This window comes from Nocardiopsis sp. RV163, from assembly GCF_001029525.1.
GTDB classification, from domain to species: Bacteria; Actinomycetota; Actinomycetes; order Streptosporangiales; family Streptosporangiaceae; genus Nocardiopsis; species Nocardiopsis dassonvillei.
Genome location: NZ_LEKI01000015.1, coordinates 36,461 through 60,665 on the forward strand (window position 1 = coordinate 36,461; position 24,205 = coordinate 60,665).

At 72.2% G+C, this 24,205-nt stretch carries 16 protein-coding genes and 1 pseudogene; 10 read left to right on the top strand and 7 right to left on the bottom strand.

The features are described 5' to 3' along the window. The first annotated feature begins 247 nt into the window (after positions 1–247). The 3 genes from ABD54_RS04975 to ABD54_RS04985 all read left to right on the top strand — a co-directional run bounded on the left by ABD54_RS04975 (position 248) and on the right by ABD54_RS04985 (position 4,647). A complete protein-coding gene (locus ABD54_RS04975; protein ID WP_047868241.1) occupies positions 248–1,732 on the top strand; it encodes an amino acid permease in 1,485 nt (494 codons plus the stop codon). Between the two features lie 239 nt (positions 1,733–1,971). After that, positions 1,972–2,778: a carbon-nitrogen hydrolase family protein gene (locus ABD54_RS04980; RefSeq protein WP_047868242.1), complete on the top strand. Its 807-nt coding sequence runs from the start codon at positions 1,972–1,974 to the stop codon at positions 2,776–2,778. Between the two features lie 159 nt (positions 2,779–2,937). Beyond that, positions 2,938–4,647, top strand: a complete 1,710-nt coding sequence (locus ABD54_RS04985; protein ID WP_047868243.1) for an NAD(P)/FAD-dependent oxidoreductase — start codon at positions 2,938–2,940, stop codon at positions 4,645–4,647. 57 nt (positions 4,648–4,704) lie between these two features. Here ABD54_RS04985 and ABD54_RS04990 read toward each other — a convergent pair whose 3' ends face one another. Beyond that, positions 4,705–5,169 carry an Lrp/AsnC family transcriptional regulator gene (locus ABD54_RS04990; RefSeq protein ID WP_013154624.1) on the bottom strand — a complete coding sequence of 155 codons (465 nt, stop codon included), beginning with the start codon at positions 5,167–5,169 and terminating at the stop codon, positions 4,705–4,707. A gap of 148 nt (positions 5,170–5,317) precedes the next feature. Between ABD54_RS04990 and ABD54_RS04995 the strand changes: the two genes are divergently transcribed. From ABD54_RS04995 to ABD54_RS05005, 3 genes are all read left to right on the top strand, one after another. Continuing rightward, the gene (locus ABD54_RS04995) at positions 5,318–6,958 is read left to right on the top strand and encodes an alpha/beta hydrolase (RefSeq protein ID WP_047868244.1); all 1,641 of its coding nucleotides are present in this window, start codon (positions 5,318–5,320) and stop codon (positions 6,956–6,958) included. A gap of 91 nt (positions 6,959–7,049) precedes the next feature. Then, the gene (locus ABD54_RS05000; RefSeq protein WP_047868245.1) at positions 7,050–7,892 is read left to right on the top strand and encodes a GNAT family N-acetyltransferase; all 843 of its coding nucleotides are present in this window, start codon (positions 7,050–7,052) and stop codon (positions 7,890–7,892) included. A 145-nt stretch (positions 7,893–8,037) separates the two neighbouring features. After that, the gene (locus ABD54_RS05005; RefSeq protein WP_047868246.1) at positions 8,038–9,261 is read left to right on the top strand and encodes a multidrug effflux MFS transporter; all 1,224 of its coding nucleotides are present in this window, start codon (positions 8,038–8,040) and stop codon (positions 9,259–9,261) included. Positions 9,262–9,323: 62 nt separating this feature from the next. Here ABD54_RS05005 and ABD54_RS28840 read toward each other — a convergent pair. Then, positions 9,324–9,488, bottom strand: a pseudogene (locus ABD54_RS28840) (ATP-binding protein); the annotation flags it as partial. A gap of 332 nt (positions 9,489–9,820) precedes the next feature. Here ABD54_RS28840 and ABD54_RS05015 point away from each other — a divergent pair. Next, entirely contained in the window at positions 9,821–10,372 is a 552-nt protein-coding gene (locus ABD54_RS05015) for an ATP-binding protein (RefSeq protein ID WP_047868248.1), read from the top strand. A 104-nt stretch (positions 10,373–10,476) separates the two neighbouring features. On the opposite strand, the gene ABD54_RS05020 is transcribed toward ABD54_RS05015, so the two are convergent. The 4 genes from ABD54_RS05020 to hisS form a co-directional block, all read right to left on the bottom strand. Then, on the bottom strand, positions 10,477–11,472 hold the full coding sequence (locus ABD54_RS05020) for an AMP-binding protein (RefSeq protein ID WP_082166695.1): 996 nt from the start codon (positions 11,470–11,472) through the stop codon (positions 10,477–10,479). A 252-nt stretch (positions 11,473–11,724) separates the two neighbouring features. Further along, positions 11,725–14,238 carry a LuxR C-terminal-related transcriptional regulator gene (locus ABD54_RS05025; protein ID WP_047868249.1) on the bottom strand — a complete coding sequence of 838 codons (2,514 nt, stop codon included), beginning with the start codon at positions 14,236–14,238 and terminating at the stop codon, positions 11,725–11,727. Positions 14,239–14,405: 167 nt separating this feature from the next. Continuing rightward, complete coding sequence (locus ABD54_RS05030) at positions 14,406–16,862, bottom strand: LuxR C-terminal-related transcriptional regulator (protein WP_047868250.1); 2,457 nt, start codon at positions 16,860–16,862, stop codon at positions 14,406–14,408. Positions 16,863–17,268: 406 nt separating this feature from the next. Continuing rightward, complete coding sequence (gene hisS / locus ABD54_RS05035; RefSeq protein WP_047868251.1) at positions 17,269–18,603, bottom strand: histidine--tRNA ligase; 1,335 nt, start codon at positions 18,601–18,603, stop codon at positions 17,269–17,271. A 770-nt stretch (positions 18,604–19,373) separates the two neighbouring features. Between hisS and ABD54_RS05040 the strand changes: the two genes are divergently transcribed. From ABD54_RS05040 to ABD54_RS05050, 3 genes are all read left to right on the top strand, one after another. Continuing rightward, a complete protein-coding gene (locus ABD54_RS05040) occupies positions 19,374–19,988 on the top strand; it encodes an ATP/GTP-binding protein (RefSeq protein ID WP_047868252.1) in 615 nt (204 codons plus the stop codon). 119 nt (positions 19,989–20,107) lie between these two features. Next, complete coding sequence (gene secA2 / locus ABD54_RS05045; protein WP_047868253.1) at positions 20,108–22,468, top strand: accessory Sec system translocase SecA2; 2,361 nt, start codon at positions 20,108–20,110, stop codon at positions 22,466–22,468. A gap of 179 nt (positions 22,469–22,647) precedes the next feature. Then, a complete protein-coding gene (locus ABD54_RS05050) occupies positions 22,648–22,917 on the top strand; it encodes a DUF6406 domain-containing protein (RefSeq protein ID WP_019607990.1) in 270 nt (89 codons plus the stop codon). 836 nt (positions 22,918–23,753) lie between these two features. Here the strand turns inward: ABD54_RS05050 and ABD54_RS05055 are convergent. Then, the gene (locus tag ABD54_RS05055; protein WP_047868254.1) at positions 23,754–24,095 is read right to left on the bottom strand and encodes a hypothetical protein; all 342 of its coding nucleotides are present in this window, start codon (positions 24,093–24,095) and stop codon (positions 23,754–23,756) included. Positions 24,096–24,205 lie beyond the last annotated feature (110 nt).

Consider the following 24,205-nt stretch of genomic DNA (forward strand, 5'->3'; position numbering starts at 1 on the left):
CAGTGGTCACCCAGGGTGATTTTGTATGGCGTCGATCACAGGAACCTGCGTTTCCTTGTGCGGCCACGCACGATCCCGCCGCTTCGAGCGGACAGACGCAACGGATGTGGGTCATGTTACGTGGATAACGCGGCTACCGTTGCTGAGGGCTTCGGGCCGCCCGGACGCGCGGCGGCCGACCCCCCGCCCCCACCGCACATCCTCCGGGGGAGCGGTGTGCCCACGTACATGAACGAGGAGTGAACACGTGGTGGACCAGAAGAGCCCGGCGGACACCCGCGGGTCCGCAGGCCCGGGCGGTGCGCCCGCGCTGAGGCAGCGCCTCACCAGGCGCAAGCCGATCGAGAGGCTCGTCGCCGAGACCCAGGACTCCGAGGGCAGCGGCCTCCAGCGGCACATGGGCTTCTGGCAGCTCTCCATGATCGGCATCGGCGCCACTCTGGGCACGGGCATCTTCGTCGTGCTGGGCGAGGCCGTCCCCGTCGCCGGCCCGGCCGTCATCCTCTCGTTCGTGCTCGCCGGGATCACCGCGCTGTTCTCCGCGCTCGCCTACGCCGAGATGGCCGGAATGATCCCCGCTTCCGGCTCCGCCTACTCCTACAGCTACGCCACCATCGGCGAGTTCATGGCCTGGGTCTGCGGTTGGTGCCTCATGCTCACCTACGGTGTGTCGGTCGCGGCGGTCGGTGTCGGCTGGGGCGAGTACATCAACGAACTCCTCCAGCTCACCACCGGCCTGTCCCTGCCGGGCGCTGTTCTCGCCGGCCCGCTGGAGGGCGGCGTGATCAACCTGCCCGCCGCCGTCGTGGTCCTGCTGTCCATGTTCGCCCTGCTCGCCGGGGTCCGCGAGAGCAGCCGCGTCAACGCGGTCATGGTCGCCGTCAAGGTCGCCATCCTGGTGATGTTCGTGGCCATCGCGATCACCGCCGTCCAGGACGGCAACTTCGCCCCGTTCATGCCGATGGGCATGGCCGGTGTCAGCGCCGCGGGCGCCACCCTGTTCTTCTCCTACATCGGCTTCGACTCGGTCTCCACCGCGAGCGAGGAGGCCAAGAACCCGCAGCGCGACCTGCCCCGGGCGATCATGTTCGCGATGATCCTGGTCACCGCGCTGTACTGCCTGGTCGCCTTCGCGGCGGTCGGCGCGCTCGACTGGACCGGCTTCGTCGACGGCGAGACCTCCCTGGCGGGCATCCTGACCTCTGTCACCGGCACCCCCGTGTGGGCGGTCATCTTCGCCGCCGGCGCGGTCCTGGCCCTGGCCAGCGTGGTCCTGGTCGTGCTCTACAGCCAGACCCGCATCCTCTACGCGATGTCGCGAGACGGGCTCATCCCCAAGGCCTTCTCCACCCTCGACGCCAAGGGCACCCCGCGCACGAACACCATCATCACCTCCGTGCTCATCGCGCTGCTCGCCGCACTGGTCCCGCTCGGGCCGCTCGCCGACGCCACCGCCATCGGCACCCTCTTCGCCTTCGCCCTGGTCAACGTGGCCGTCCTGGTGCTGCGCCGCAGCAGGCCCGACCTGCCGCGCGCCTTCCGCGTGCCGGGGGCGCCGGTCACGCCGGTCCTGGGTGTGCTGGCCTGCGCCTACCTCATGTTCAGCATGTCGACGAGCGTGTGGGTGGCCTTCCTGGTCTGGCTCGCCGTCGGCGTGGCGGTCTACTTCGCCTACAGCATGCGCCGCTCCGCACTGGAGACCGGCTCCGAGACCAGCGGGGTCCGCTCCTAACCGGACCGTTCGGGAGCCGCGCGTGAGGGGGCCGGGGAGATCCCCCCGGCCCCCTCGTGTGTCCCCGGAAAGGGTCCGGCGCACCACATGCCGCACCAAAGCGCCCTCAGGCGCAAGGAACAGCGGCACCTCGCGGAAAAGACGCGGGAATCCTCCGGATCGGCGCACTGTTTCGGCGCGTTCGCCCACCTAGAGTGGACGCGGCCCCGAGACGACGGAGAAAAGCGAGGTGAGAGGCAGTGACACGCGGACCCCTGCGCGTGGCCCTCGACCAGGGCACCGGACCCGGGGCGGACCCCGCCGCCGCCCTCGACCGGCTCGCCGACCGCGCCAGAGCCGCCGCCGACGCCGGAGCCCGCCTGCTCGTGGGACCCGAGATGTCCCTGACCGGCTACAACCTGGACCCGGACGTCCTGGTCCGGCTCGCCGAACCCCGCGACGGCCCACTCAGCGACGCCGTCGCCGCCATCGCCGCCGACACCGGCGTCGCCATCGTGCACGGCTTCCCCGAGCAGGCCGACGGCGCCGTGTACAACGCCGTCCAGTTCGTGGACTCCGACGGCGCCCGCAGGACCTACCGCAAGACCCACCTGTTCGGCGACCTGGACCGCGGGGCGTTCTCCCCGGGCGCGGAGCCGGTGGTCCAGGCCGACCTCGACGGGATCCGCGTCGGCCTGCTGGTCTGCTACGACGTCGAGTTCCCCGAGACCGTACGCGCCCACGCCCTCGCCGGCACCGAACTCCTCCTGGTCCCCACCGCGCTCATGCTGCCCTTCACGGAGGTGGCCGAGCGGATCGTGCCGGTACGCGCCCTGGAGAACCAGATCCACCTGGCGTACGTGAACCGCTGCGACGCCGAGGGCGACCTGCGCTACGCGGGGCTGAGCACCCTGCTCGCGCCCGACGGCTCCGAGACGCTGCGGGCCGGTCCCGGCGAGGAGTTGCTGGTCGGCGACGTCGACCCGGACGCCTCCGCCCGCGCCCGCAGAGAGCAGTCCTACCTGGACGACCGCCGTCCTGCCCTGTACCGGACGCTCACCGCCTGAGGCGGGCGGCGCCGCGCCGCCCGCCCTCCACACGCCCGTGCCGGGGCGGGCCCGTCCGCGCCGCCCGAGCCGTCGATCCGCCATGAAGACCCGTGCCGCCGCGCACGGACGACCACCGGCCTCCCCGCCGGACCGCACCCACGAAGGAGGGGTTGGAGAATGACGTCTGCAGTGCCCACGGCCGCCGGTGCCGCGCCCGCGCAGGACACGCCGCTGAACATGTGCGGGCCGGACTTCCCGTTCGCCTACGACGCCTACCTGGACCACCCGGCCGGGCTCGGGCAGGTCCCGGCGGAGCGCCACGGCACAGAGGTCGCCGTCATCGGCGGCGGGCTGTCGGGGATCGTCACCGCCTACGAGCTGATGAAGATGGGGCTCAGGCCGGTCGTGTACGAAGCCGACCGCATCGGCGGGCGGCTGCGCACCGAGAAGCTCGCGGGCTGCCCCGACGACGTGGTCGCCGAGATGGGCGCCATGCGCTTCCCGCCCTCCTCCACCGCCTTCTGGCACTATGTGGACCGCGCGGGCCTGGAGACGACGCCGTTCCCCAACCCGCTCTCCCCGGCCACCCCCAGCACCGTGGTCGACCTCAAGGGGCGGTCCCACTACGCCACCTCCCTCGACGACCTGCCCGAGGTCTACCGCGAGGTGGCCCGCGCCTGGGACGCGGCCCTGGACAGCGTCCAGCACACCCGCATGCAGAAGGCCATCCGCGAACGCGATGTGGCCACCCAGAAGGAGATCTGGAACGAGCTGGTCGCCCGGCTCGACAACCAGACCTTCTACGGCTTCCTGTGCGACTCCCCGGCCTTCGCCTCCTTCCGCCACCGCGAGATCTTCGGCCAGGTGGGCTTCGGGACCGGCGGCTGGGACACCGACTTCCCCAACTCCATCCTGGAGATCCTGCGCGTCACCTACACCGGTGCCGACGACGACCACATGGGCATCGTGGGCGGTGTGGAGCAGTTGCCGCTGCGCCTGTGGGAGGACGCCCCGGACAAGCTCGTGCACTGGGCGCGGGGCACCACCCTGGCCTCGCTGCACGAGGGCGGCCCGCGTCCGGCCGTCACCGCCCTGCGCCGCACCGCGGCCAAGGGCTCCCCGGCTGGCAACATCACGGTCACCGACGCCTCGGGCTCCACCCGCACCTACCCGGCGGCCGTGTTCACCGCGCAGAGCTGGATGATGCTGTCCAAGATCGACTGCGACGAGGACCTGCTGCCCATCGACCACTGGACGGCGATCGAGCGCACCCACTACATGGAGTCCTCGAAGCTGTTCGTGCCGGTGGACCGCGCGTTCTGGCGGGACGAGGACCCCGAGACCGGCCGCGACGTCATGAGCATGACGCTCACCGACCGCATGACCCGGGGCACCTACCTGCTGGAGGGGTCCGACCCGGACGGCCCGGCAGCAGTCTGCATGTCCTACACCTGGTGCGACGACTCGCTCAAGTGGTTGCCGCTGTCGGCCAACGAGCGCCTGGAGGTCATGCTCTCGTCGCTGTCCAAGATCTACCCGGGCGTGGACATCCGCTCCCACATCACCGGGGATCCGGTGACGGTGTCGTGGGAGGACGAGCCCTACTTCATGGGCGCGTTCAAGGCCAACCTGCCGGGCCACTACCGCTACCAGCGCCGCCTGTTCACGCACTTCCGCCAGGACGCCCTGGAGGAGCGCCACCGCGGCCTGTTCCTGGCCGGGGACGACGTGTCCTGGACGGCGGGCTGGGCCGAGGGCGCCGTGCAGACCGCGCTCAACGCGGTGTGGGGCGTGGTCCACCACTTCGGCGGCGGGACCGACCCCTCCAACCCGGGCCCCGGCGACCTGTTCGACGAGCTCGCGCCGCTCGCCCTCCCCGAGGACTGAGGGCGCACCTCTTCGGGGCTCCGCTTCGCCCGCCCCCGCCCGCCGGGGGAAGGCGCCTCAGGGCAGGTCGGCCGTCCCGGCGAGGATGGGCTGGTCCACCAGGCGCGAGAGCACGAGCGTGCTCTTGGTCCGCACCACGAACGGCTCGGCGCCCAGCCGCTCGATGACCTCCTCCAAGTGGTGGGTGTCGCGGGCGCGGACCTGCACGATGGCGTCCGCCTCACCGGTCACCGTGCACGCGGAGGTGATCTCGGCGTAGCCCGCGAGCCCTGTCCGGATCTCGCCCGGCGACGTGCGGGCCCGGCAGTAGAGCTCGATGAAGGCCTCGGTGGTCCACCCGACGGCCTGGGGCTCGACCACCACGGTGAACCCGCGCACCGCGCCGGACTCCACCAGCCGGTCCACGCGGCGCTTGACCGCGGAGGGGCTCAGCCCGACCCGCTGGCCGATCTCGGCGAAGCTCATCCGCGCGTCCGCGCCGAGTATCGCGATGATCCGCTCATCGACACGATCCAGCCGCATTACGCTTCGTCCCCGTCTGTCCACGTCTGATTGAGGCAGGGCACATGTTACCGGGGTGTGTCCTCCTGGGATCCGTGTCGCATCCGCTAGTCACTATCCGAAGTGATAACAATTCAGAGAGTAATCATCTCTGTGAGGGAGTGGACGAGTGCGAGCACGAACCCGGGCCGGTGTCTCGGCCGTGGCGGTCCTGGCCTCCCTGGTCGCGGTGGCCCCAGCGCAGGCCGGCCAGACCACCCGAGTCGACCAGGGCGGCCTCGACTGGGCGCCCTGCGAGGACATCCAGCCCGTCGCGGACGAGAACCTGGAGTGCGCCACCCTCACCGTCCCCCTCGCCCGCACCGCCGACGGCGAGCCGCTCAGCGGCCGGGACGACACCGTCGAACTCGCGCTCTCGCGGGTCCCCGCCGGCGGCGAGGCCCGCCAGACCCTGCTGGTCAACCCCGGAGGACCTGGCAGCGCCGGACGCCGGTGGGCCTCCTACACCCACTGGCGAATGCCGGCCGAACTGCGCGAGACCTACGACGTCGTCTCCTTCGACCCGCGCGGGGTGGGCGCCTCCACCCCGTCCATCACCTGCGACCCCGACCACTTCACCCCCGTGCGACCCGACGCCGTGCCCGCCGACGCCGCCGCCGAGGAGGCGCTGCGCGCCGACGCCCGGGCCTACGCCGAGGCCTGCGCGGACAACAGCGGTCCCCTGCTCGGGCACACCCGCACCGTGGACACCGCCCACGACATGGACGCCGTCCGGGCCGCCCTGGGGCGGGAGCGGATCGACTACCTCGGCTACTCCTACGGCAGCTACCTGGGCACCGTCTACTCCGCGCTCTACCCCGACCGCGTCCGTTCCCTGGTCCTGGACAGCGTGGTCGACCCCGACAAGCCCTGGTACGAGAGCAACCTCGCCCAGAACCGAGCGCTGGACCGCGCGGCGAACGCCTTCTTCGCCTGGACCGCCCGCCACGACGACGTCTACGGACTCGGCACGACCGGGGAAGAGGTCGCCGAGGCCTACTACACGCTGCGCTCGGAACTGGCGGACGAGCCCGCCGAGGGCACCGTCGGCCCCACCGAGCTGGAGGGCACGGCCATGGTGGTCGCCTACAGCAGCGCCTACTGGGCCCCGCTCGCCGACGCGCTCTCGGCCCGGATCACCGGGTCCGACGGCGCACCCCTGCTCGCCCTGTACGAGGCCTACGGCGAGAACGCCGGATCCGACCGCGGCTACGGCGGCTACCTCGCCGTCCAGTGCACCGACTCCCCCTGGCCCCGGGACTGGTCCACGTGGAGCGCCGACGCCCGGGAGTCCCACGCCGAGGCCCCCTTCATGAGCTGGAACAACACCTGGTACAACGCTCCGTGCGCGTCCTGGAGCGCCGGATCCGGCGACTGGTTCCAGGTCGGCGAAGGCCCGGGGGAACACCCCGCCTACGAGGGAGACGTGCTCCTGGTCCACGCCACCGAGGACGGCGCGACCCCGGTCGAGGGCGCCTTCTCCCTGCGCGAGCGCCTGCCCGCCTCCGTCCTGGTGACCGAGGAGGGCGGCCACACCCACGGCGTCTCGCTCACCGGCAACGCCTGCGTGGACGAGATCGTCACCGCCTACCTCCGGGACGGGGAGCCGCCCGCGCGCGCCGAGGGCGAGGGGCCCGACGTCACCTGCGAAGGACGCCCCGAACCCCAGCCGCGTGCCGCCCAGAGCGCACCTGGGACGATGGTGGAGCGGCCCGCTCCGGTACCCGGTTACCGCGTCGGCGCGATAGTGGAGTCCGAGACGCGGGAGTAACCGGTCGAATAGTCTGGAACCGGCGCGAAAAGGCTTGGTTGGTCGTCCCCCGGCGCCCGGACGAGGGCACTGGGAAGATGGGGGAGATGCGATGCTGCGGACCTCGCCGGTACGGATCCTCGGCGAACGCGACCGGGAGGCCGTTCGCGCGCTCCTGGACACCGACCCCGTGGGCAACGTCTTCGTCACCTCCCGCCTGATGGCCACCGGCCTCTCCGGCGGTCCCGGCGGCGCCGAGGTGTGGGGGCACACGGAGAGGGGGCGCCTGACCGCCCTGTGCTACTCGGGGGCGAACCTCGTGCCCGTCAACGCCGGACCGGCAGCGATCCGCAGCTTCGCCGACCACGCCCGCTGGAGGGGCCGCCGCTGCTCCTCGATCGTCGGGCCCGTCGACGCGGTCAGCGACTTCTGGCAGCAGGTCACCCCGGCGTGGGGGCCCGCCCGCGTCATCCGGGCCAGCCAGCCCGTCCTGGAGATCAGCGGTCCGCCCTCGGTGCCCGCGGACCCCCTGGTGCGCCGGGTCCAGTCGTCCGAGCTCAACACCATCGTGCCCGCCTGCGTGGCCATGTTCACCGAGGAGGTCGGCGTCCCGCCGGACTCCGGCGACGGCGGCGCGCTCTACCGTGCCCGGGTGGCCGAACTCGTGCGCACCGGCCGGGCCTTCGCCCGCATCGAGGACGGGCGCGTGGTGTTCAAGGCCGAGATCGGCGCGGTCACCCGGCATGCCTGCCAGGTCCAGGGCGTGTGGGTGCACCCGGACCTGCGCGGCCAGGGGCACTCCACGGCTGGAATGGCCGCCGTGGTCGAGTACGCGCTCGCCGAGATCGCGCCCCGAGTCACCCTCTACGTCAACGACTTCAACACCCCGGCCCGAGCCGCCTACGGGAGAGTGGGCTTCCGCCAGGTCGGCGAGGTCATGTCGGTGCTGTTCTGAGCGCACCGCGACCTGCGCGGCCGACGGCGTTCTGACGGACCCGTGTCAGATCCGCCCCCGCGCCGAGGCCGGGGGAGCCGCGGCCGGTTAGCCTGGTCCCAGGTCCGTGGCGCCCCGCGCCCTCTGCCACCCCCGAGAGAGCGCCATGCAGCACAACCCGACCGGCCGCACACGCCTGGGCCTGGCCCTCCTCCTCGGCCTGCTCGCCGTCCTGGGCCCCCTCAACATCGACATGTACCTGCCGGCCTTCCCCGACATCGCCGCGGACCTGGGGGCAGACGCCTCCCACGTGCAGCTGAGCCTGACCACCTGCCTGGTCGGCCTCGCCGTGGGCCAGGTGGTGGTCGGCCCGGTCAGCGACGCCCGGGGGCGCCGCGGCCCGCTCCTCACCTGCCTGGTTCTGTTCGTCCTGGCGTCGCTGCTGTGCGCCCTGGCGCCGAACACCGCGGTGCTGGTGCTGGCCCGTTTCCTCCAGGGGTTCACAGCCTCGGCCGGGGTCGTGCTCTCGCGCGCGGTCGTGCGCGACGTGTTCGACGGCACCGAGCTGACCCGGTTCTTCGCCCTGCTGATGGTGGTCAACGCGGTCGCGCCCCTGATGGCGCCGATCGCGGGCGGCGCCATCCTGTGGCCGTCCTTCACGGGCTGGGAGGCCGTCTTCCTGGTCCTGGCGCTGCTGGGCGCGGTGATCGTCGTGATCGTGGCGCTGCGACTGGAGGAGACCCTGCCGGTGGAGCGGCGCATCCCCGGCACGGTGGGCGGCACCCTGCGGACGGTGGGGGAGCTGCTGCGGGACCGCGCCTTCCTCGGCTACGCGCTGGTGGTCGGCCTCGTGCACGGCGGCAGCTTCGCCTACGTCGCCGGGACGCCGTTCGTCTACCAGGACCTGTACGGGGTGTCGCCGCAGGTCTTCGGCGTGCTGTTCGGGATCAACGGTGCGGCCATCATCGCCGGGAGTTGGGCGGTGGGCCGTTTCAGCGCCCGCTTCGGTGAGCGCGTCCTCCTGGTGTGGGCGGTCTCCGCCGCGGTGGCGGCGACCGGGGTGTTGCTCGCGGCGACGCTGGCGGACGGCCCGCTGGTGGCCCTCGTGGCGCCGATCTTCGTCTACATGACGTGCATGGGAATGATCCTCACCAGCTCCTTCGCCCTGGCCATGCGCGGACAGGAGCGGCGGGCGGGCAGCGCCAGCGCCGTGCTGGGCGCGCTGCCCCCGTTGCTCGGCGCGGCGGTGGCGCCGCTGGTGGGGCTGGACGAGAGCACCGCCGTGCCGATGGGCGCCGTCCTGTTCACCACCGCCCTCCTGGGTCTGGGCGTCCTGCTGGCCCTGACCCCGCCGCGCGTGCGCGGACGCGTGGCCGACCCCGCCCCGTGACCCGCCCCGTGCGTTCGGACAGTGAGCGCCGCCGGTCCCATGAGGAAGCCGGGGTCCACCCGGGCGGTCGGCTCCTCCTCGGACGCCCCCGGCGCGGCGCCCAGGTTCTGGTTGATGCCGGCGTCCACGGCCACCACGGGAACGCGCTGGGCTGCCGGACGGCGGGTGAACGGCGCGGACAGGGCGGTCCCGCCGCTGCCGCCCCTGCCGGCGAACGCGATCTTCATGTGAGCACTTCGGAACGCGGGTGTGCGCCGGGCGCGCGGCGGCGGCCCGCCCGGGCCCGGATGTGGAGACGACTATCGTTCCTTTCGTTCGCGCTGTCAGTCGAACGGCCCCGTCGAGCCGCGTATTGCCAACGTGTTACACCTCACATGGGTGTCACTGGAGCCGGGACTGTTTCCTTTGTCCATATCGGGGATGACACGTGGCAGGGTTTTGTGGCCAATCCCCGACAGGGAGAACGCGGGTGTGCTGTTCTGGAGCCAGCACACCCTTGTCTAAGGTGAGTGCAGGCGGCGCAACCCGCGCGTCCGTCGCGGGTGATTGGAGTGACCGGATGGCTGAGGCGAGGCAACTCCGGGAATACGTGCCCGCGGAGGCGCCGGAGGGCACGGCTCCGACCGCACCGACCATCGAGACGGGCGAACTCACCGGAGGGGTCACCGACCACACGGTGTGGAGCTGCGCCGGGAACCTGACCGCGGTGCGCTCCATCCGCTCCCGGGTGCGCGAGTTCCTCACCCGCATGGGCCACTTCGAGGGCTCCCTGGACGACGCCGAGCTGGCCGTCAGCGAGCTGGCCACCAACGCCCTGCTCCACTCGCGCTCCGGGCAGAGCGGCGGCGTCATGACGCTGTTCATCCGCTCCGACGACGGGCGCCTGCGCGTCGCGATCGCCGATCAGGGCGCGCGCGACGGCGAGAGCGAGCACACGCGCGAGGACGGCGACGACTTCGGCCGCGGCAAGCTCATCGTGGACAGCTGCGCCAGCCGCAGCGGCGAGTACTGGAGCGACGCCACGCACGTGGCCTGGTTCGAGATCGACGACCACACGGGGGAGGCCGCCGAGCGCGGGCGTCCGGAGGCGGAACTGGCGGTCGACGACTGAGGCCGTGAAGCGGAAGGGGTCGCGCACCGCCCCCGTCCGCCGTCACCGCGCAGCACGGCCCCCGCCGCGCCAGCCGACCCGCGTCCCCCGGGACACGCCCCGGGTCAGTACGCCCCGCCGGACGGCGGGTAGCCGATCCGCTCCGGCTCGGGCGCGCAGCGCACCGTCACCTGGCGCCCCTCCGGCGGCGGGCAGTCCGCCCCCGTCAGCACGCAGGCCCCGGTCCACAGCGCCAGCGCCACCAGGGTCACCCGCGTGGCCTCGTCGCCGCGCTCGTCCACCGCCACCACGTCGTCGGCGGTCAGCTCCAGCAGGTCCCGCAGCTCCGAGAAGCGCCCCATGAGGTCGTTGTGCGGGTGCAGCGTGGTCAGGAGCCCCCCGCTGGTGTCCTCGTAACCCAGGATGCCGTTGTCGAACAGACCGCGCGCAGGGCTGTACCCGTTGCCGTCGGGGCTGGGCTGCAGCAGCTCCTCGAAGGGCGTGGTCCCCAGAGCCTGCCCGAACGCGATCACCTGCCGCACCCGCGAGCGCTCCGCCAGCTCCAGCGCCGTCTGCGCCATGTCCGCGCTGACCAGCAGCAGGCGGGTGTCGGTCTCGGTGAGCACCGCGCACTGGGTGTCCAGGTCGGAGGCGGTCGACAGGGGCAGCGCGCGCCCGCCCACGGCCATCACGGTGTAGGTGGCCAGGAACCGGTCCGGGGAGACCGGCGCGAGCACCCCCACCACGTCACCGAAGCACATGCCCCGGCGGCTGAGCCCCGCCGCGGCCTGCTCCACCTTGGCGGCGAACGACAGGGCGTCCACGCGGTGCCCGACCCCGCGGATCGATCCCCCCCGCGCGGGCCGCAACCGGAGCCGTTCGCACAGGCCCCCGGTCAAGGATCCGATCGGGTCGTCCCGGCGCGGCAGGTGGCGCCCCGGTCGTCCGGTTCCTGAAGACAGCCCTACCCCCATACGTACCCCCAGTTCGCCCATCAGGCGGCGGTACCGCCGCCCGGGCTCGTCACGCCCCCTCCACGTGGCGAACCCGGCGGCGACGCGCCGGTCGGCGGACGCGGCGTCCCTCCCCAGGACGCAACCCGTGCCGACGCGGCCTCCCACCGGCCCCGGAGACCTCCCCGGGGCTGACGTCCGCCGGAAACCAGTGTCGCACCGGTGTTCGACGGCCGTTTCCGGGACTCCGGCGACCGTGCCACCGCAGTGCCACGAACGTGGTGTCCCATGGCTTGAAGCCTAGCGCGTTCACGGCCAGATGCACATGCATATTGCTATGCACCTGCATATGTAGATTCATCGCGGAAGGCGGCTCTCCCGGTGGAGAGCCGGGCTTAACAGGGCAGATCGGGCAGCTTGCTAGTCCGAGGTCCGGTGACGGCGTACCCACGACGTGATCTGCGTACGCGAGTGGAAGCCCATCTTGCGGTTGATGTTGGCCACGTGCCGCGCCGCCGTGGACGGGGTGATGAACAGTTCCCGGGCGATCTCCGGGTTGCTCCTGCCCCGGCTCACCAGGACGGCCACCTCCAGTTCACGCGGGGTGAGCCGCTCCTCGGGGGCCACCGACTCCGGGTCCGGGACGGGCCCTCCCCGCTCCCGGCGCCCGCGCACGGGACGGCTGGGCGGCGCGGAACGGCGCGAGGGCGGGCGCCGCGCCTCCTCCGCCAACTGCTCCCCCTCGCGGACCGCGTTCGACAGGGCCAGCGTCCGGCCCTGCTCCCACCAGCCCACAAGCTGGCGGCGTCGCCGCCGGACCTTCTCCACGTCGGTGAACGGCCACGGCGCCTCGTGCGTGGACAGCCCAAGCCCCTCGCGCACGCTCATCGCCGCCCCCGCCAGGCGGCAGGCGCCCTCGCGCAGCCCCGTCCCGAAGGACACCCGGGCGATCGCGGTCAGGGCGCGCGCCGCGTCCGCTCGCTGGCCCGTCGAGTGGCTCAGCAACAGCCCCTCGCTCAGGTAGTCGTAGGCCTGTCCCGTGGACCCCTGGGCGTGCGCCACCCGGCCGATCCCGGCCAAGCAGCGCGCCTCCTCGGCCGCCGCCCCGATCAGCCGCTGGGTGTCCAGCGCCTCCCGGTAGCAGCGGTCCGCCGTCAACAGGTCGCCGCTCGCCTCCGCCGCGCACGCCTGGCCCATGAGGGTGACCCCCACGCCCCACCGGTGGTCGATCCCGCGCAGCAGCGTCAGCGCGGCGTTGTAGTGGTGGTCGGCCGTGGGGTGGTCGCCCTGCTGAGCGACCAGGGCCGCCCGGGTGCCCAGGGCGATCGCCTCGCCCCACAGGTCACCCGACTCGCGGCACAGCCGCAGCGCCTCCTCCACCCGCACCGCGGCCTGGTCCGACACGCGCTCGCGCACCTCGACCAGGGCGAGCAGGTTGAGCGCGACGCGGACGAACACGTCGTCCCCGGCCTCCCGGCACAGTCGCAGGCCCTCCTCGCCCAGCGAGACCGCCAGCCCGTGGTCGCGCCGCACCCGCGCCAGCTGGGCCCGGCCCACCAGCGCCCGCGCGCGCGAGGGAGCCTTGGCCGCGTCCTCCAACTCCAGCAGGCGGTCCATCCAGTGCGCCCCCTCGGAGTAGCTCTGGTGGCTCACCCAGTGCGCGGTCAGGCTCACGCACAGCCGCAGGCCCGGTTCGGCGGCGCCGTGCTCCAGCGCCCAGCGCAGCAGGGAGCGCAGTGTGTCGTACTCGGCGATCACGCGCTGGCGCCCGGAGTCGCGCTCGCTCCAGGGCATGACCCGGCTCGACTCCAGCTTCCGGCCCAGGTCCTCGGCCAGGCGCAGCATCCGGTCCAGGAGCCTCTCCTGGAACAGTTCCGCCTCGCCCGCCGCGACCAGCCGGGAGTGCGCGAACCGCTGCACGGCCTCGGGCAGCCGGTAGCGCACCCGGCCCTCGAACTCGCCGGTCACGGTGATCAGGGAGCGGTTCAGCAGGGACGTCACGAGGTCGAGTACGGCCGGTTCGGGCAGCGCCTCGTCGGCGCACACCTGCTCGGCCAGCTCCAGGTTCCAGCCACGGAACACCGACAGGCGGCGCAGCAGCACCCGCTCGGCCTCGGGCAGCCCGCGGTACACGAAGTCCAGCACCACCGGCAGCATCTCGCTGCGCGGGACCGCCTGCCCCGGGCCGGGCTGGACCTCAGGGGAGGACAGGTGTTCGCGCAGCCCGTCGACCAGCGCGGCGGGCCCCACTCCCGGCGCACTCGCGCCCAGCGCCTCGATCGCGAGCGGGATGCCGCCCGCCAGGTCGCACAGCTCCGTCACGGTCTCCATCTCCTCGCGCGAGAGCGAGAAGCGCGGGTCACGTGCGCGGGCGCGGTCCATGAACAGCCGCACCGCCTCCGCGCCGGCGGGGTCTGGCTGTGGCCCCTTGCGCGCGGGCAGCGGCAGCGCCATCGGCGTCATCCGCCACACTGTGCCGCCCGACAAGCGGACGGGGGTCTCACTGGTGAGCAGGATCGACACGGACGGGCACGAGGCCAGCAGGGCCTCGCCGACCTCGGCCACCTCCTCGACGGCGTGCTCGCACGCGTCCAGCACCAGCAGCAGGTGGCGTTCGCGCAGTGCCTCGGTCACCGTGACCGACAGCGGCTGCCCCGGCTCCTCCACCACGCCCACGGCGGCGGCCACCCGCGCGTACACCTCCAGGGTCGTGCGCGCGTCCGCCATGCCGACCATCCACACGCCGTCGGGGAACCACGCGGTGGACTGCTCGGCCACGCGTATCGCCAAACGCGTCTTGCCCAGCCCGTCGGTTCCGCTCAGCGTGACGGAGCGGCTGGAGCCGAGCAGACGGAGCAGGTCGCTCAGGTCCCGCTCACGGCCCACGAATCCGGTGCCCGGACGGGGGAGGTTGTGCCGCGCGGGCGCGGTCAAAGGTGCCATGGCCTTCACATGTAGGGGCTGTCGGGGGAGGTTCTCACCAGGGTTGGGGGGAAGGTCGGCAAGGGCGGACGTCGTCGGTGTGGGCTCTGGTACCCGGAGTTCCTGTCTTAGCGGGTGCACGCGCACTGTGCAAGTGCGTGCCCTCGACCGGGGCCGTGTCAGCCACCGTCACCCGGGACGGCCCAGCCGGTCAACTGCGTCCTCGAGGAAATCGAGAGTTTTCTGAAGATGTTCGCGATGTGGCGGGCCGCCGTCGCGTGGCTGATGGTCAGCCGCTCGGCGATCTCGCGGTTGGACAGGCCCTGTTCGGCCAGTTCGGCCACCTCCCTCTCCCTGGGGGTCAGCGAATCCGGGCCCGAGGGCCCCGAGGTCTGGGGCCGGGGGAAGGCCAGCGCGCGGTCGAGCACCTGCTCCAGCGGCAGGGGGCGCCACGCGTTCCACGCCTCGGCGGTGCGCGTGGCGCCCACGCGCCTCTCCGCCGCCGACCGCAGCCGCAGGGTCTCGGCCGAAGGGCTGTCCAGCGCCGCCCTCAGGTCGGCGGCCACCCCCACCAGGGCGGCGGCCCGCTCGGCCTCCTCCTCGGCCAGGGCCAGTTCCGCCAGCGCCTCCAGGGCACGGGCCACCGCGAGCCTGCGGCCGGAGGTGAAGCTCACCCGCAGGCACGTCGCCAGGGGCTCCCGGGCGAGCAGCGTCTCGCCCTCGGCCAGGTACAGGCGGCCCAGTTCCCGGGCGCAGTGCGCGGTGGCCGGAGCGGCCTCCAGCTCGCCGAAGACCGACAGGGCGTCGGAGAACAGCTCCCGCGCCTGCGCGAAGTCGCCGCGCTCGGCGGCGATCGAGCCCAGTCCGTGCAGGGCGCGGGCCGAGCTCCAGCGGTCGCCGAGGTTGTCGGCCGCCGCGACGCTGTGCTCCAGGAGGGCCGTGGCCCGTTCGGCCTCGCCGCGGCGGCGGGCCAGCTGGGCCAGCACGTCCAGCGTGGCCGCCTCGGTGATGGGGTCGCTGTCCTGGGAGGCCCACACCCCGGCCCGCTCGGCGTGCTCCTGGCCCTCGTCCAGCGTCCCGGTGCGCAGGCACAGCGACGCCAGGGTGGCCAGCGCGGAGGCGGCGGCTCCCGCCTCGCGGCAGGCCCGCGCCGCCTCCAGGGCGCACAGGGCCAGGGTGGACACGCGCGGCGCCGCGTCCAGGTCCAGCCGCAGCTCGGCGTGCAGGGCCAGGGCGCGCGCCCGCAGGTGAGGGGACTGCGCGTCGGGGGCGGTGGCCAGCGCCCGCTCCAGGAGGCGGCTGCCCTCGGCGGCCAGGTCCCGCACGATCCAGTAGGGGCGCAGTGCCACGCACACCCGCAGTGCCTCGTCCGCGCGCCCGCGCGAGAGCGCCCAGTCCACCACGCGGGCGTGGTTCTCCCGGTGGTGGTCGAGGAGCCGCAGGTGCCTCAGACGCTCGCCCCACGGCATCGGCGCGCAGCAGCTCTTGGCCCACTCCTCCAGACGGGCGACGCAGAAGCGCAGGTAGCGTTCCCACCGGTCGTCCTCGCCGCCGCTGTCGGCCAGGTGCTCGGCGGCGTAGGCGCGCACCGTCTCGGTCAGCCGGTAGTGGGTGGTGCCGTCCACCTCGGCGTCCATCACCACCAGCGACTTGTCCAGCAGGGAGAAGTGCAGCGGCAGGATGTCGGCGGGGTCGACCCCCTCACCCGAGCAGACGTCCTCGGCGGCCTCCAGGTACCAGGTGGAGAACACCGACAACCGGTGCAGCAGGAGCCGCTCCGGCTCGGTGAGCAGGTCGTGGCTCCATTCCAGGACCGCGCGCAGCGTCCGCTGGCGCGGTGGCAGGTCCTCGGACCCGTCGCTGGTCAGCAGTTGGAACCGGTCGTCCAGGCGGCGCAGGATCTGCTGCACCGACAGCACCCTCACCCGTGCGGCGGCCAGCTCGATCGCCAGCGGCATGCCGTCCAGCATCCGGCAGATCTCCGCGATGTAACCGGAGTTCTCCCTGGTCATCTCGAACCCGGCGCGCGCGGCGTGCGCGCGGGTGACGAACAGGCGCACCGACTCGTAGCGCTGGGTGTCGCGCCGGGGGATGGGCGCGGGGTCGGCCGCGTAGGGGTCGGTGGGTGTGGGCCGCGCGGGCAGGGACAGCGGCGGCACCCGCCAGATGTTCTCCTCGGGAACGTGCAGGGGCTGGCGGCTGGTCACCAGGATGCGCACCCGGGGGCAGTCGCGCAGCACGGCCTGGCACAGCTGCGCCATCGGCCCGACGGCGTGCTCGCAGGTGTCCAGGAGCAGCAGCAGGTTGCGGGTGCGCAGCGAGGTGATGACGGCGTCCGTCATGGTGCGAGAGTCGTCCTGCACCGCCTGGAGGCTGCCCGCGACCGCGCGCAGCGCCTGGTCGTGGGTGGAGGCCTCGCTCAGATCGACGAAGCGCACGCCGTCGGGGAACCGGCGCATGACGCGCTCGGCCAGGTGCAGTGCCAGGCGCGTCTTGCCGATACCGCCGGTACCGGTCAGCGTTACCATCCGGGCGGTGCCCAGGAGGCGGCCCAGGTCGACGATGTCGCGCTCGCGTCCGACGAAGCTGATGAACTCGCCGGCGGACAGGGGCAGGTTGTGGCGGGGAGGAGACATGGCCTCGATTACTGGGCAGCGCTTCTTTGGGGCTCCGCTTCGCCCGCCCGTCATCCTCCACCACCCTCAACGGACGGCCTGCGGCCGCAGCCCTCCTGTGTTCAGGCGCCCCGAAGGCAGGAATCGGGTTGAAGCAAGCACAGCGGCACCTCCGGTGAGACGGCTCGTTCCTCGCAGTCTCACCTCCGGCACGTCCAGGACCCTGCGGACGCTTGAACGACAGCCCCCAGGGGCTGAGCAAGCATCCACCGCAGGCCCCGGGAGGCCGCGCCGCCGCTGCGGGGGCGGCGCGGGGAACGCCGTCCCCAGTGTCGCACCCCCCGCCCCCGGCTGTCCTCCGAATGGCCGGTTCCGGCATGAGCGGACAGAAACCGCCCACGCCGGACCGGAAGGTGCTATGGAGCGGTTACTCCGCGCTTTCCGGGCCCTTCGGAGTCCAGGCGGCGGGGTCGGCCGGACCCTGCTCCCCCGACACCATGTCCTTGACCTCGTGACCGCCGTCCTCGGCGAACGGCGGGAACCACACGAAGGGGATGCCCTTCTTGGCGGCGTACTGGATCTGCTTGCCGACCTTGGCGGTGGAGTGGAACACCTCGGTGTTGAACCCGCGCCCGCGCAGCAGCTCCCCGGTGCGCAGGGCCTCCCTGCGGCGCTCGGCGCCGGGCACCACGACCATCACGTCGGTGGGGCAGGCGCGCCCCTCCTCGATCCGGCCCTCGGCGACGAGTTTGGCGAAGATGCGGGTGAGGCCGATGGAGATGCCCACGCCCGGCAGCCGCCTGCGGATGAACTGCCCCGCCAGGTCGTCGTAGCGCCCGCCCGCGCAGATGCTCCCGTAGCCGGGGTCGTCGTCGAAGGAGGCCTCGTAGACCGTGCCCGTGTAGTAGTCCAGGCCGCGGGCGACGGACAGGTCGGCCACGACGCTGCCCTCGGGCAGGTCGGCCAGGTCCTGCAGCACGAAGGAGAGCTCCTCCAGCCCCTCGTCGAGCAGTTCGGAGGAGACCCCGAGCCCGCGGACCCGCTCGGCGACGCCTGGCCCGGTGCCGCGGACGCGGGCCAGCGCGAGGCAGGCGTCGGCCTGCTCGCCGGTCAGGCCGTCGGCCAGCAGGATCCGGCGCACGCCGTCGTCGCCGATCTTGTGCAGCTTGTCCACGGCGCGGATGACCGCGATGGGATCCTTGATGCCCAGGCCCTCGTAGAAGCCCTGGAGGACCTTGCGGTTGTTGACGTTGAGCGTCCAGGCGGGCAGGTCCAGCCCGCTGAGCACCCGGTGCACGATGCGCGGCAGCTCGGCGTCGAAGTGCAGCGGGACGGAGTCGACGTTGATGACGTCGATGTCGCACTGGGTGAACTCGCGGAAGCGCCCCTCCTGGGGGCGCTCGCCCCGCCACACGCGCTGCATCTGGTAGCGCTTGAAGGGGAAGGACAGCTCGTTGAAGTGCTGGGCGACGTACCGGGCGAAGGGCACGGTGAGGTCGAAGTGCAGCCCGAGCCTGGCGTCGGAGTCGTCCTTGGCGTCGGCCTGGAGGCGGTGCAGGGTGTAGACCTCCTGGGAGGTCTCGCCCTTGGCCGTCAGCACGTCGAGGTTCTCCACGGACGGCGTCTCCACCGACGCGAAGCCGAAGGACTCGAACCCGGCGCGGATATGGTCCAGCCAGCGCTGCTCCACGGCCCGGATCTGAGGGGACCACTCGGGGAAACCGCTGATGGGAGTGGGGCGGACGACGCGCTGATCGGACATGTGGGGTTCTCGGCTCACAGTTTCGTCTCGGCTTGCTGGCCCCGTCCGCGCCGCGCGTAAGCACGCGCGGGTTCGCTCGTCGGGCGGGGGAGGGCCGGTCCAGTCTACGGGGAACCCGGTCGGGAGGGCGGCGCGACGGACTGTCCGCCGCCGCGGCCGCTCGCCGCGGTTCGGCCACCACCGGCCCACGTGGACGGTTGTGGGCCGGTGGGGCGCTGGCGCGCCTGACCGGAGTCTCGACCGGACCGACGCCGAAGAGCGGGGCGTCGGCGGGTGGCCTGTGTCCGGAGCGCCGCCGGGGCTCCCGCGGATGGTCGCGTCCTCGTGCCAGGAGTCTTCTCCGCGACCGCTACTTGCCGGTGCGGGGGCCCTGCCTCCACCGTAGACTCCGGGGACCCCGCCGGACAGGGATCGGCGCGGCCGAAAGCGGCCGAAAATGACCGCTCACAATGTCGTAAAGTCGACCTTCCGGGGTAGAGGTGTGTGCTTACCTGTTCACGGTCGGTTTCGGGCGGAGGACGCACCGCCACGCGACCGCCACCACTACTCCCGCGACTCCTCCTCTGCCCGGGAGCCGCGGACCCCACGAGCCGACCGGTGTGGCGTGCCGCACCACTGGGCCGAAACGCCTTCCCCACCGGCCATCCGGTGTTAGGTTCCAGGAACGGTGCCTCCCGCGTCGGTACCGACCCCGATGGGTCGCGTACCCCGAGGACCGGACCGTGCGCGCCGTCCGTCCCGCTGGCCCGGCACTCCCGCTAGGACTAACTGTGATCGATCCCGTCAACAGCACGAACAACGCCCCCGCCCCAACCGCGTTGTCCACCAAGATCATCGTCGCCGGGGGGTTCGGGGTCGGCAAGACCACGTTCGTCGGCGCCGTCTCGGAGATCCCGCCCGTGCGCACCGAGGCCGCCGTCACCGCCGCCAGCGCGGGCGTGGACGACCTCTCCCACACCCCGGACAAGACGAGCACCACGGTCGCGATGGACTTCGGCCGCATCTCGCTGGACACCGACCTGACCCTCTTCCTGTTCGGGACCCCGGGCCAGCAGCGCTTCTGGTTCATGTGGGACGACCTGGTCCGGGGTGCGCTGGGCGCGGTGATCCTGGCCGACACCCGCCGCCTGGAGGACACCTTCCAGGCGCTGGACTACTTCGAGCGCCAGTACCGGCTGCCCTTCGTCGTCGCCGTCAACGAGTTCGACCCCGAGAGCCCCCACAGCGCCGACGAACTGCGCGACGCCCTGGACCTGACCCCGGACGTGCCCGTCGTGCACTGCGACGCCCGCGACCGCAACTCCGTGGTCCGGGTCCTGGTGACCCTGGTCAAGCACGCCATGGCGGTGGAGGCCCGCCAGCGCCACCAGCGCCAGTTCGCCTGAGCCGACGGGCGCCCCGTGGCGGACCGGGGGCGGTTTCCACTCAACCGTCCGCACATGTGGGCGCCCGGGGTTCTCTCAACGGTTGTGTCCGGCGTTACCCTGTGGTGGTGTTCGGACGAATGGCGGAAGGCGTTCGCCGCTTCCTGGGCAAGCCCGGTGCGGTGGATCTGCGGCCCTATACCAAGCTCCTGTCGGCGATCGAGGCCGAGGAGGATGGTCTGCGTGAGCTCAGTGACACCGAGCTGACGGAGAAGGCCATCGAACTCGGCAACGCCGAACTCCCCTACGAGCGCGACGACCTCGTGTCGCTGTGCGCGGTCGGCCGTGAGGCCGCCCGGCGCTCACTCGACGAGCGGCCCTTCGACGTGCAGCTCCTCGGTGTCATGGCCCTGCTGGACGGGCACGTCGCGGAGATGGCCACGGGCGAGGGCAAGACGCTGGCGGGCGCCCTCGCCGCCGCCGGGTTCGCCCTGCGCGGACGGCGCGTGCACCTGCTCAGCGTCAACGACTACCTGGCCCGGCGCGACGCCGAGTGGATGCGCCCCCTCTACGACATGCTCGGCGTCACCGTGGGCTGGATCACCGAGGACTCCACCCCCCAGGAGCGACGCGCCGCCTACTCCTGCGAGGTGACCTACGCGGCCGTCAGCGAACTGGGCTTCGACGTCCTGCGCGACCGCATGGTCACCGACGTCACCGACCGGGTCGTGCCGGCGCCGCACGTGGCGATCATCGACGAGGCGGACTCGGTGCTCGTCGACGAGGCCCGGGTCCCGCTGGTCCTGGCCGGGGCCGCGGAGAGCGTGGACGCCGATGTGGAGATGGCCGACGTCGTGCGCGGGCTCAAGCCGCGCCTGCACTACGAGATCGACGGCGAGGGGCGCAACGTCCAGCTCACCGACGCCGGGATCGACGCGGTGGAGAAGGCGCTGGACGGGGTCGACCTGTACTCCGAGGACGACACCTCCGTCCTGCCGCAGGTCAACCTGGCCCTGCACGCGCACGTGCTGCTCCAGCGCGACGTCCACTACGTGGTGCGCGACGGCGAGGTCCGCCTCATCAACGAGTCGCGCGGGCGCATCGCCCTCCTCCAGCGCTGGCCGGACGGCCTCCAGGCCGCGGTCGAGGCCAAGGAGAAGGTGGCGCTCAGCGAGACCGGCGAGGTGCTGGACTCCATCACCGTGCAGTCGCTCGTCCTGCGCTACCCCACGCGCGCCGGTATGACCGGGACCGCGATGGCCGTCGCCGAACAGCTCCGCGAGTTCTACGAGCTGGAGGTCGCGGTCATCCCCTCCAACAAGCCCAACGTCCGCGAGGACCACGGCTCGCGCCTGTACGCCACGCGCGAGGAGAAGGAGGACGCCCTCATCGCCAAGGTGGAGGAGGTCCACAAGTCCGGGCGGCCGATCCTCATCGGCACCCAGGACGTGGCCGAGTCCGAGCTGTTGGCCGGGCGCCTGCGCGAGACGGGGCTGGAGTGCGTGGTCCTCAACGCCAAGAACGACGCCGACGAGGCCGCCATCATCGCGGAGGCGGGCACCCACGGCGCCATCACCGTCTCCACCCAGATGGCCGGGCGCGGCACCGACATCCGCCTGGGCGGCAGTGACATGGCCGACCGCGAGCGGGTGGTGGAGACGGGCGGCCTGTACGTGATGGGCTTCGGCCGATACCCCAGCAGCCGTCTGGACGGGCAGCTGCGCGGCCGCGCCGGGCGCCAGGGCGACCCGGGCGACTCCATCTTCTTCGTCAGCATGGACGACGACCTGGTGGTCAACCACGCCCCCGAGACCACGGGTTACCAGACCGCCTCCGACGGTGAGATCACCGACCAGGGCTGGCTGGGCATGGTCGACCACGCGCAGCGCGTGTCCGAGGGCCAACTGCTGGAGGTGCACCGCAACACCTGGCGGTACAACCAGTTGATCGACGTGCAGCGCGACGTGGTCCTGGAGCACCGGGAGATGGTCCTGACCGGGGACCAGGGCGACCGGCAGATCAGGGCAGACCGCAGGAAGCGGCACGAGGAGCTCCTGGAGGAGCTCGCGGGTAAGGGAGCCGGGGCGGAGGAGGGCGCCGGAAGCGGCGCCGACGCCGACGAGGAGGCGAACGAGAAGGTCGCCCGTGCGGCCCGCCTCATCACGCTCTATCACCTGGACCGGGGCTGGACCGACCACAACGCCTTCCTGTCGGAGCTGCGCGAGGGCATCCACCTGCGCTTCCTGGGCCGCCGCGACCCGCTGGACGAGTTCAACCGCGACGCGGTGCCGGTTTTCAAGGGCTTCCTGGACGACGCGCGCGCCCGGGCGGCCGAGAGCTTCGAGGACCTGGAGGTCGTGGACGGCGAGCTGGACGTGAGCTCGGTGGGCGTGAAGCGCCCGTCGATGACGTGGACGTACATGGTGCACGACCACCCGTTCAGCTCCGCTTTCGAGACCCTGGTGGGCAGGCTCAAGGGAGGCCGGGGGAGCGGAAGCTGACCATTCCCCCGCGAACCGATGCGCGGGTCGGGACTAAAGTCCCGGCCCGCGCATTACTTTTGTCAGCTACTCTGCTCGAAACGCCCCACAAGCCCGAAAACGGCATCATCAATTGCCCCGTCCGGGTTAACATGGCTGCGTTTTCAACGGAACCCGAGACGGTTGGGACGAAATTCACCGTGGTCCACGAGGTCGGTGCGCAGGAGAAGATCAGTTATGGACGGAACGACCGATTCGCGGGCGGTCCGGTGGGCGGGGGCAGTTTCTGGGTGGATGAGGACGGCCACCCGGTCGCCAAGATCGGCGGACCGAAGGAGTGGCGGCCCACGCCCATGATCGACGTCCGGGTGGGCGACGTGTTCAGCGTCGGCGGACAGGCGTGGAGGGTGACCGACATTGTCGACGCGGATACTCCCTCCGCATATCTGCTGGCCACGCGAATAAGTTGACTCCAGGCCCCGGGCGAGCGCCCGGGGCCTTCGTTTTCCTTCGCCCGGCGCAGGCCGCAACCCCGTGCAACCTTTTACCGGAGGGGGATTGCCGGACACCCCGGTTTCGCCGCGGCCCGTCTTTTCGGGAGCCGGCCGACGAGGTTTTGCGGCTTGTGTGGCCTGTGGGACACCGGGGGTTGCACAGGCGAAGTGCCGGTGAAGAACGGGCATCGGCCCAGGTCAAGGAAGAGGGGGCGCGCCCGCCAGCGCGAATCGAGACGTTCCGGTTATCTGATGGAGGGTGTTCGCGTTACCGGTTCCTCGTTAACGTCTGTGGAGCAAGGCGCGCCCCGGCAGCGACCACAGGGAGGGTCCCCCCGCTCTCGGAGAGTCCACGGGCCGCTGCGCCCTGCCGCCCCGAGGCCGGTCCCAGGGGCTGTCCCCCGCCCCTGGGCCTGGCCGCCCCGCGCAGACGGGGAGGTCCTCTCCGTCTGCGCGTCGCGCGCGGTGCCCGGTTTTCCCGCTCCGGCGCGTGCGCGCGTCCTTCGCCGCACCTGCGCCGCGCCCTCCCGACGCCTGCCCGGCCTCTGCGCCGAGCGTCGAGTAGATCCTGTTCCATCCAATACTGAGGGCCCACACATCCCGGTTTCCATGGCGGAAACCGTGAACCCGGGGCTTGCGGTAGAACGCGTTTCAGTATTAGTCTCTGGGGGCCCGCCCCGGTGAGGGCGCCCGGCGGCTCGACCGCGGGGCGTCAGCGGACGGCAGGCGAGGACGGTCGTCCGTCGGAGTCGGATCGCGCCCCGACTCCGGCGGACGGCGTCCGCTCCCTGTCGGCCGCCCGCGCTCGGCCGCTAGGAGAGCAGGCGGCAGAGTTCTTCGAAGGTGGGGCACGGCCAGGCCAGGCGGCAACCCCGGCAGCGGTCCCCGTCCTCCTCGTCGGGGGCGTGCAGGTGCAGCAGGTCCACGCAGACTCCGGCCAGGGCGGACACCTCCTCGCGCGCGTTCGCGTAGAAGGCCACGTCGTTGATGCGGGCCAGGGCGCTGGACCGGCCCGAGGGCGGGATGCCGACCGTGTCCGGTTCCCAGGGGACCGCACGAGCCGAGCGCTCCCGGATGCCCAGGACGCACTGGAGCACTCTCGCGTGCTCGGAGGGGTGTCCCCTCCCCGGCGCTGGTCTGGTGAACGGCGACATCGCTGATCTCCCCCACCACGTGGATACGCGGCCTCACGTGGTAACACAGCGTATACCCAGTATTGCTCCTTGTCGCGACACGCGGAGGCGGGGCGGGGAGAGAAGGGGGC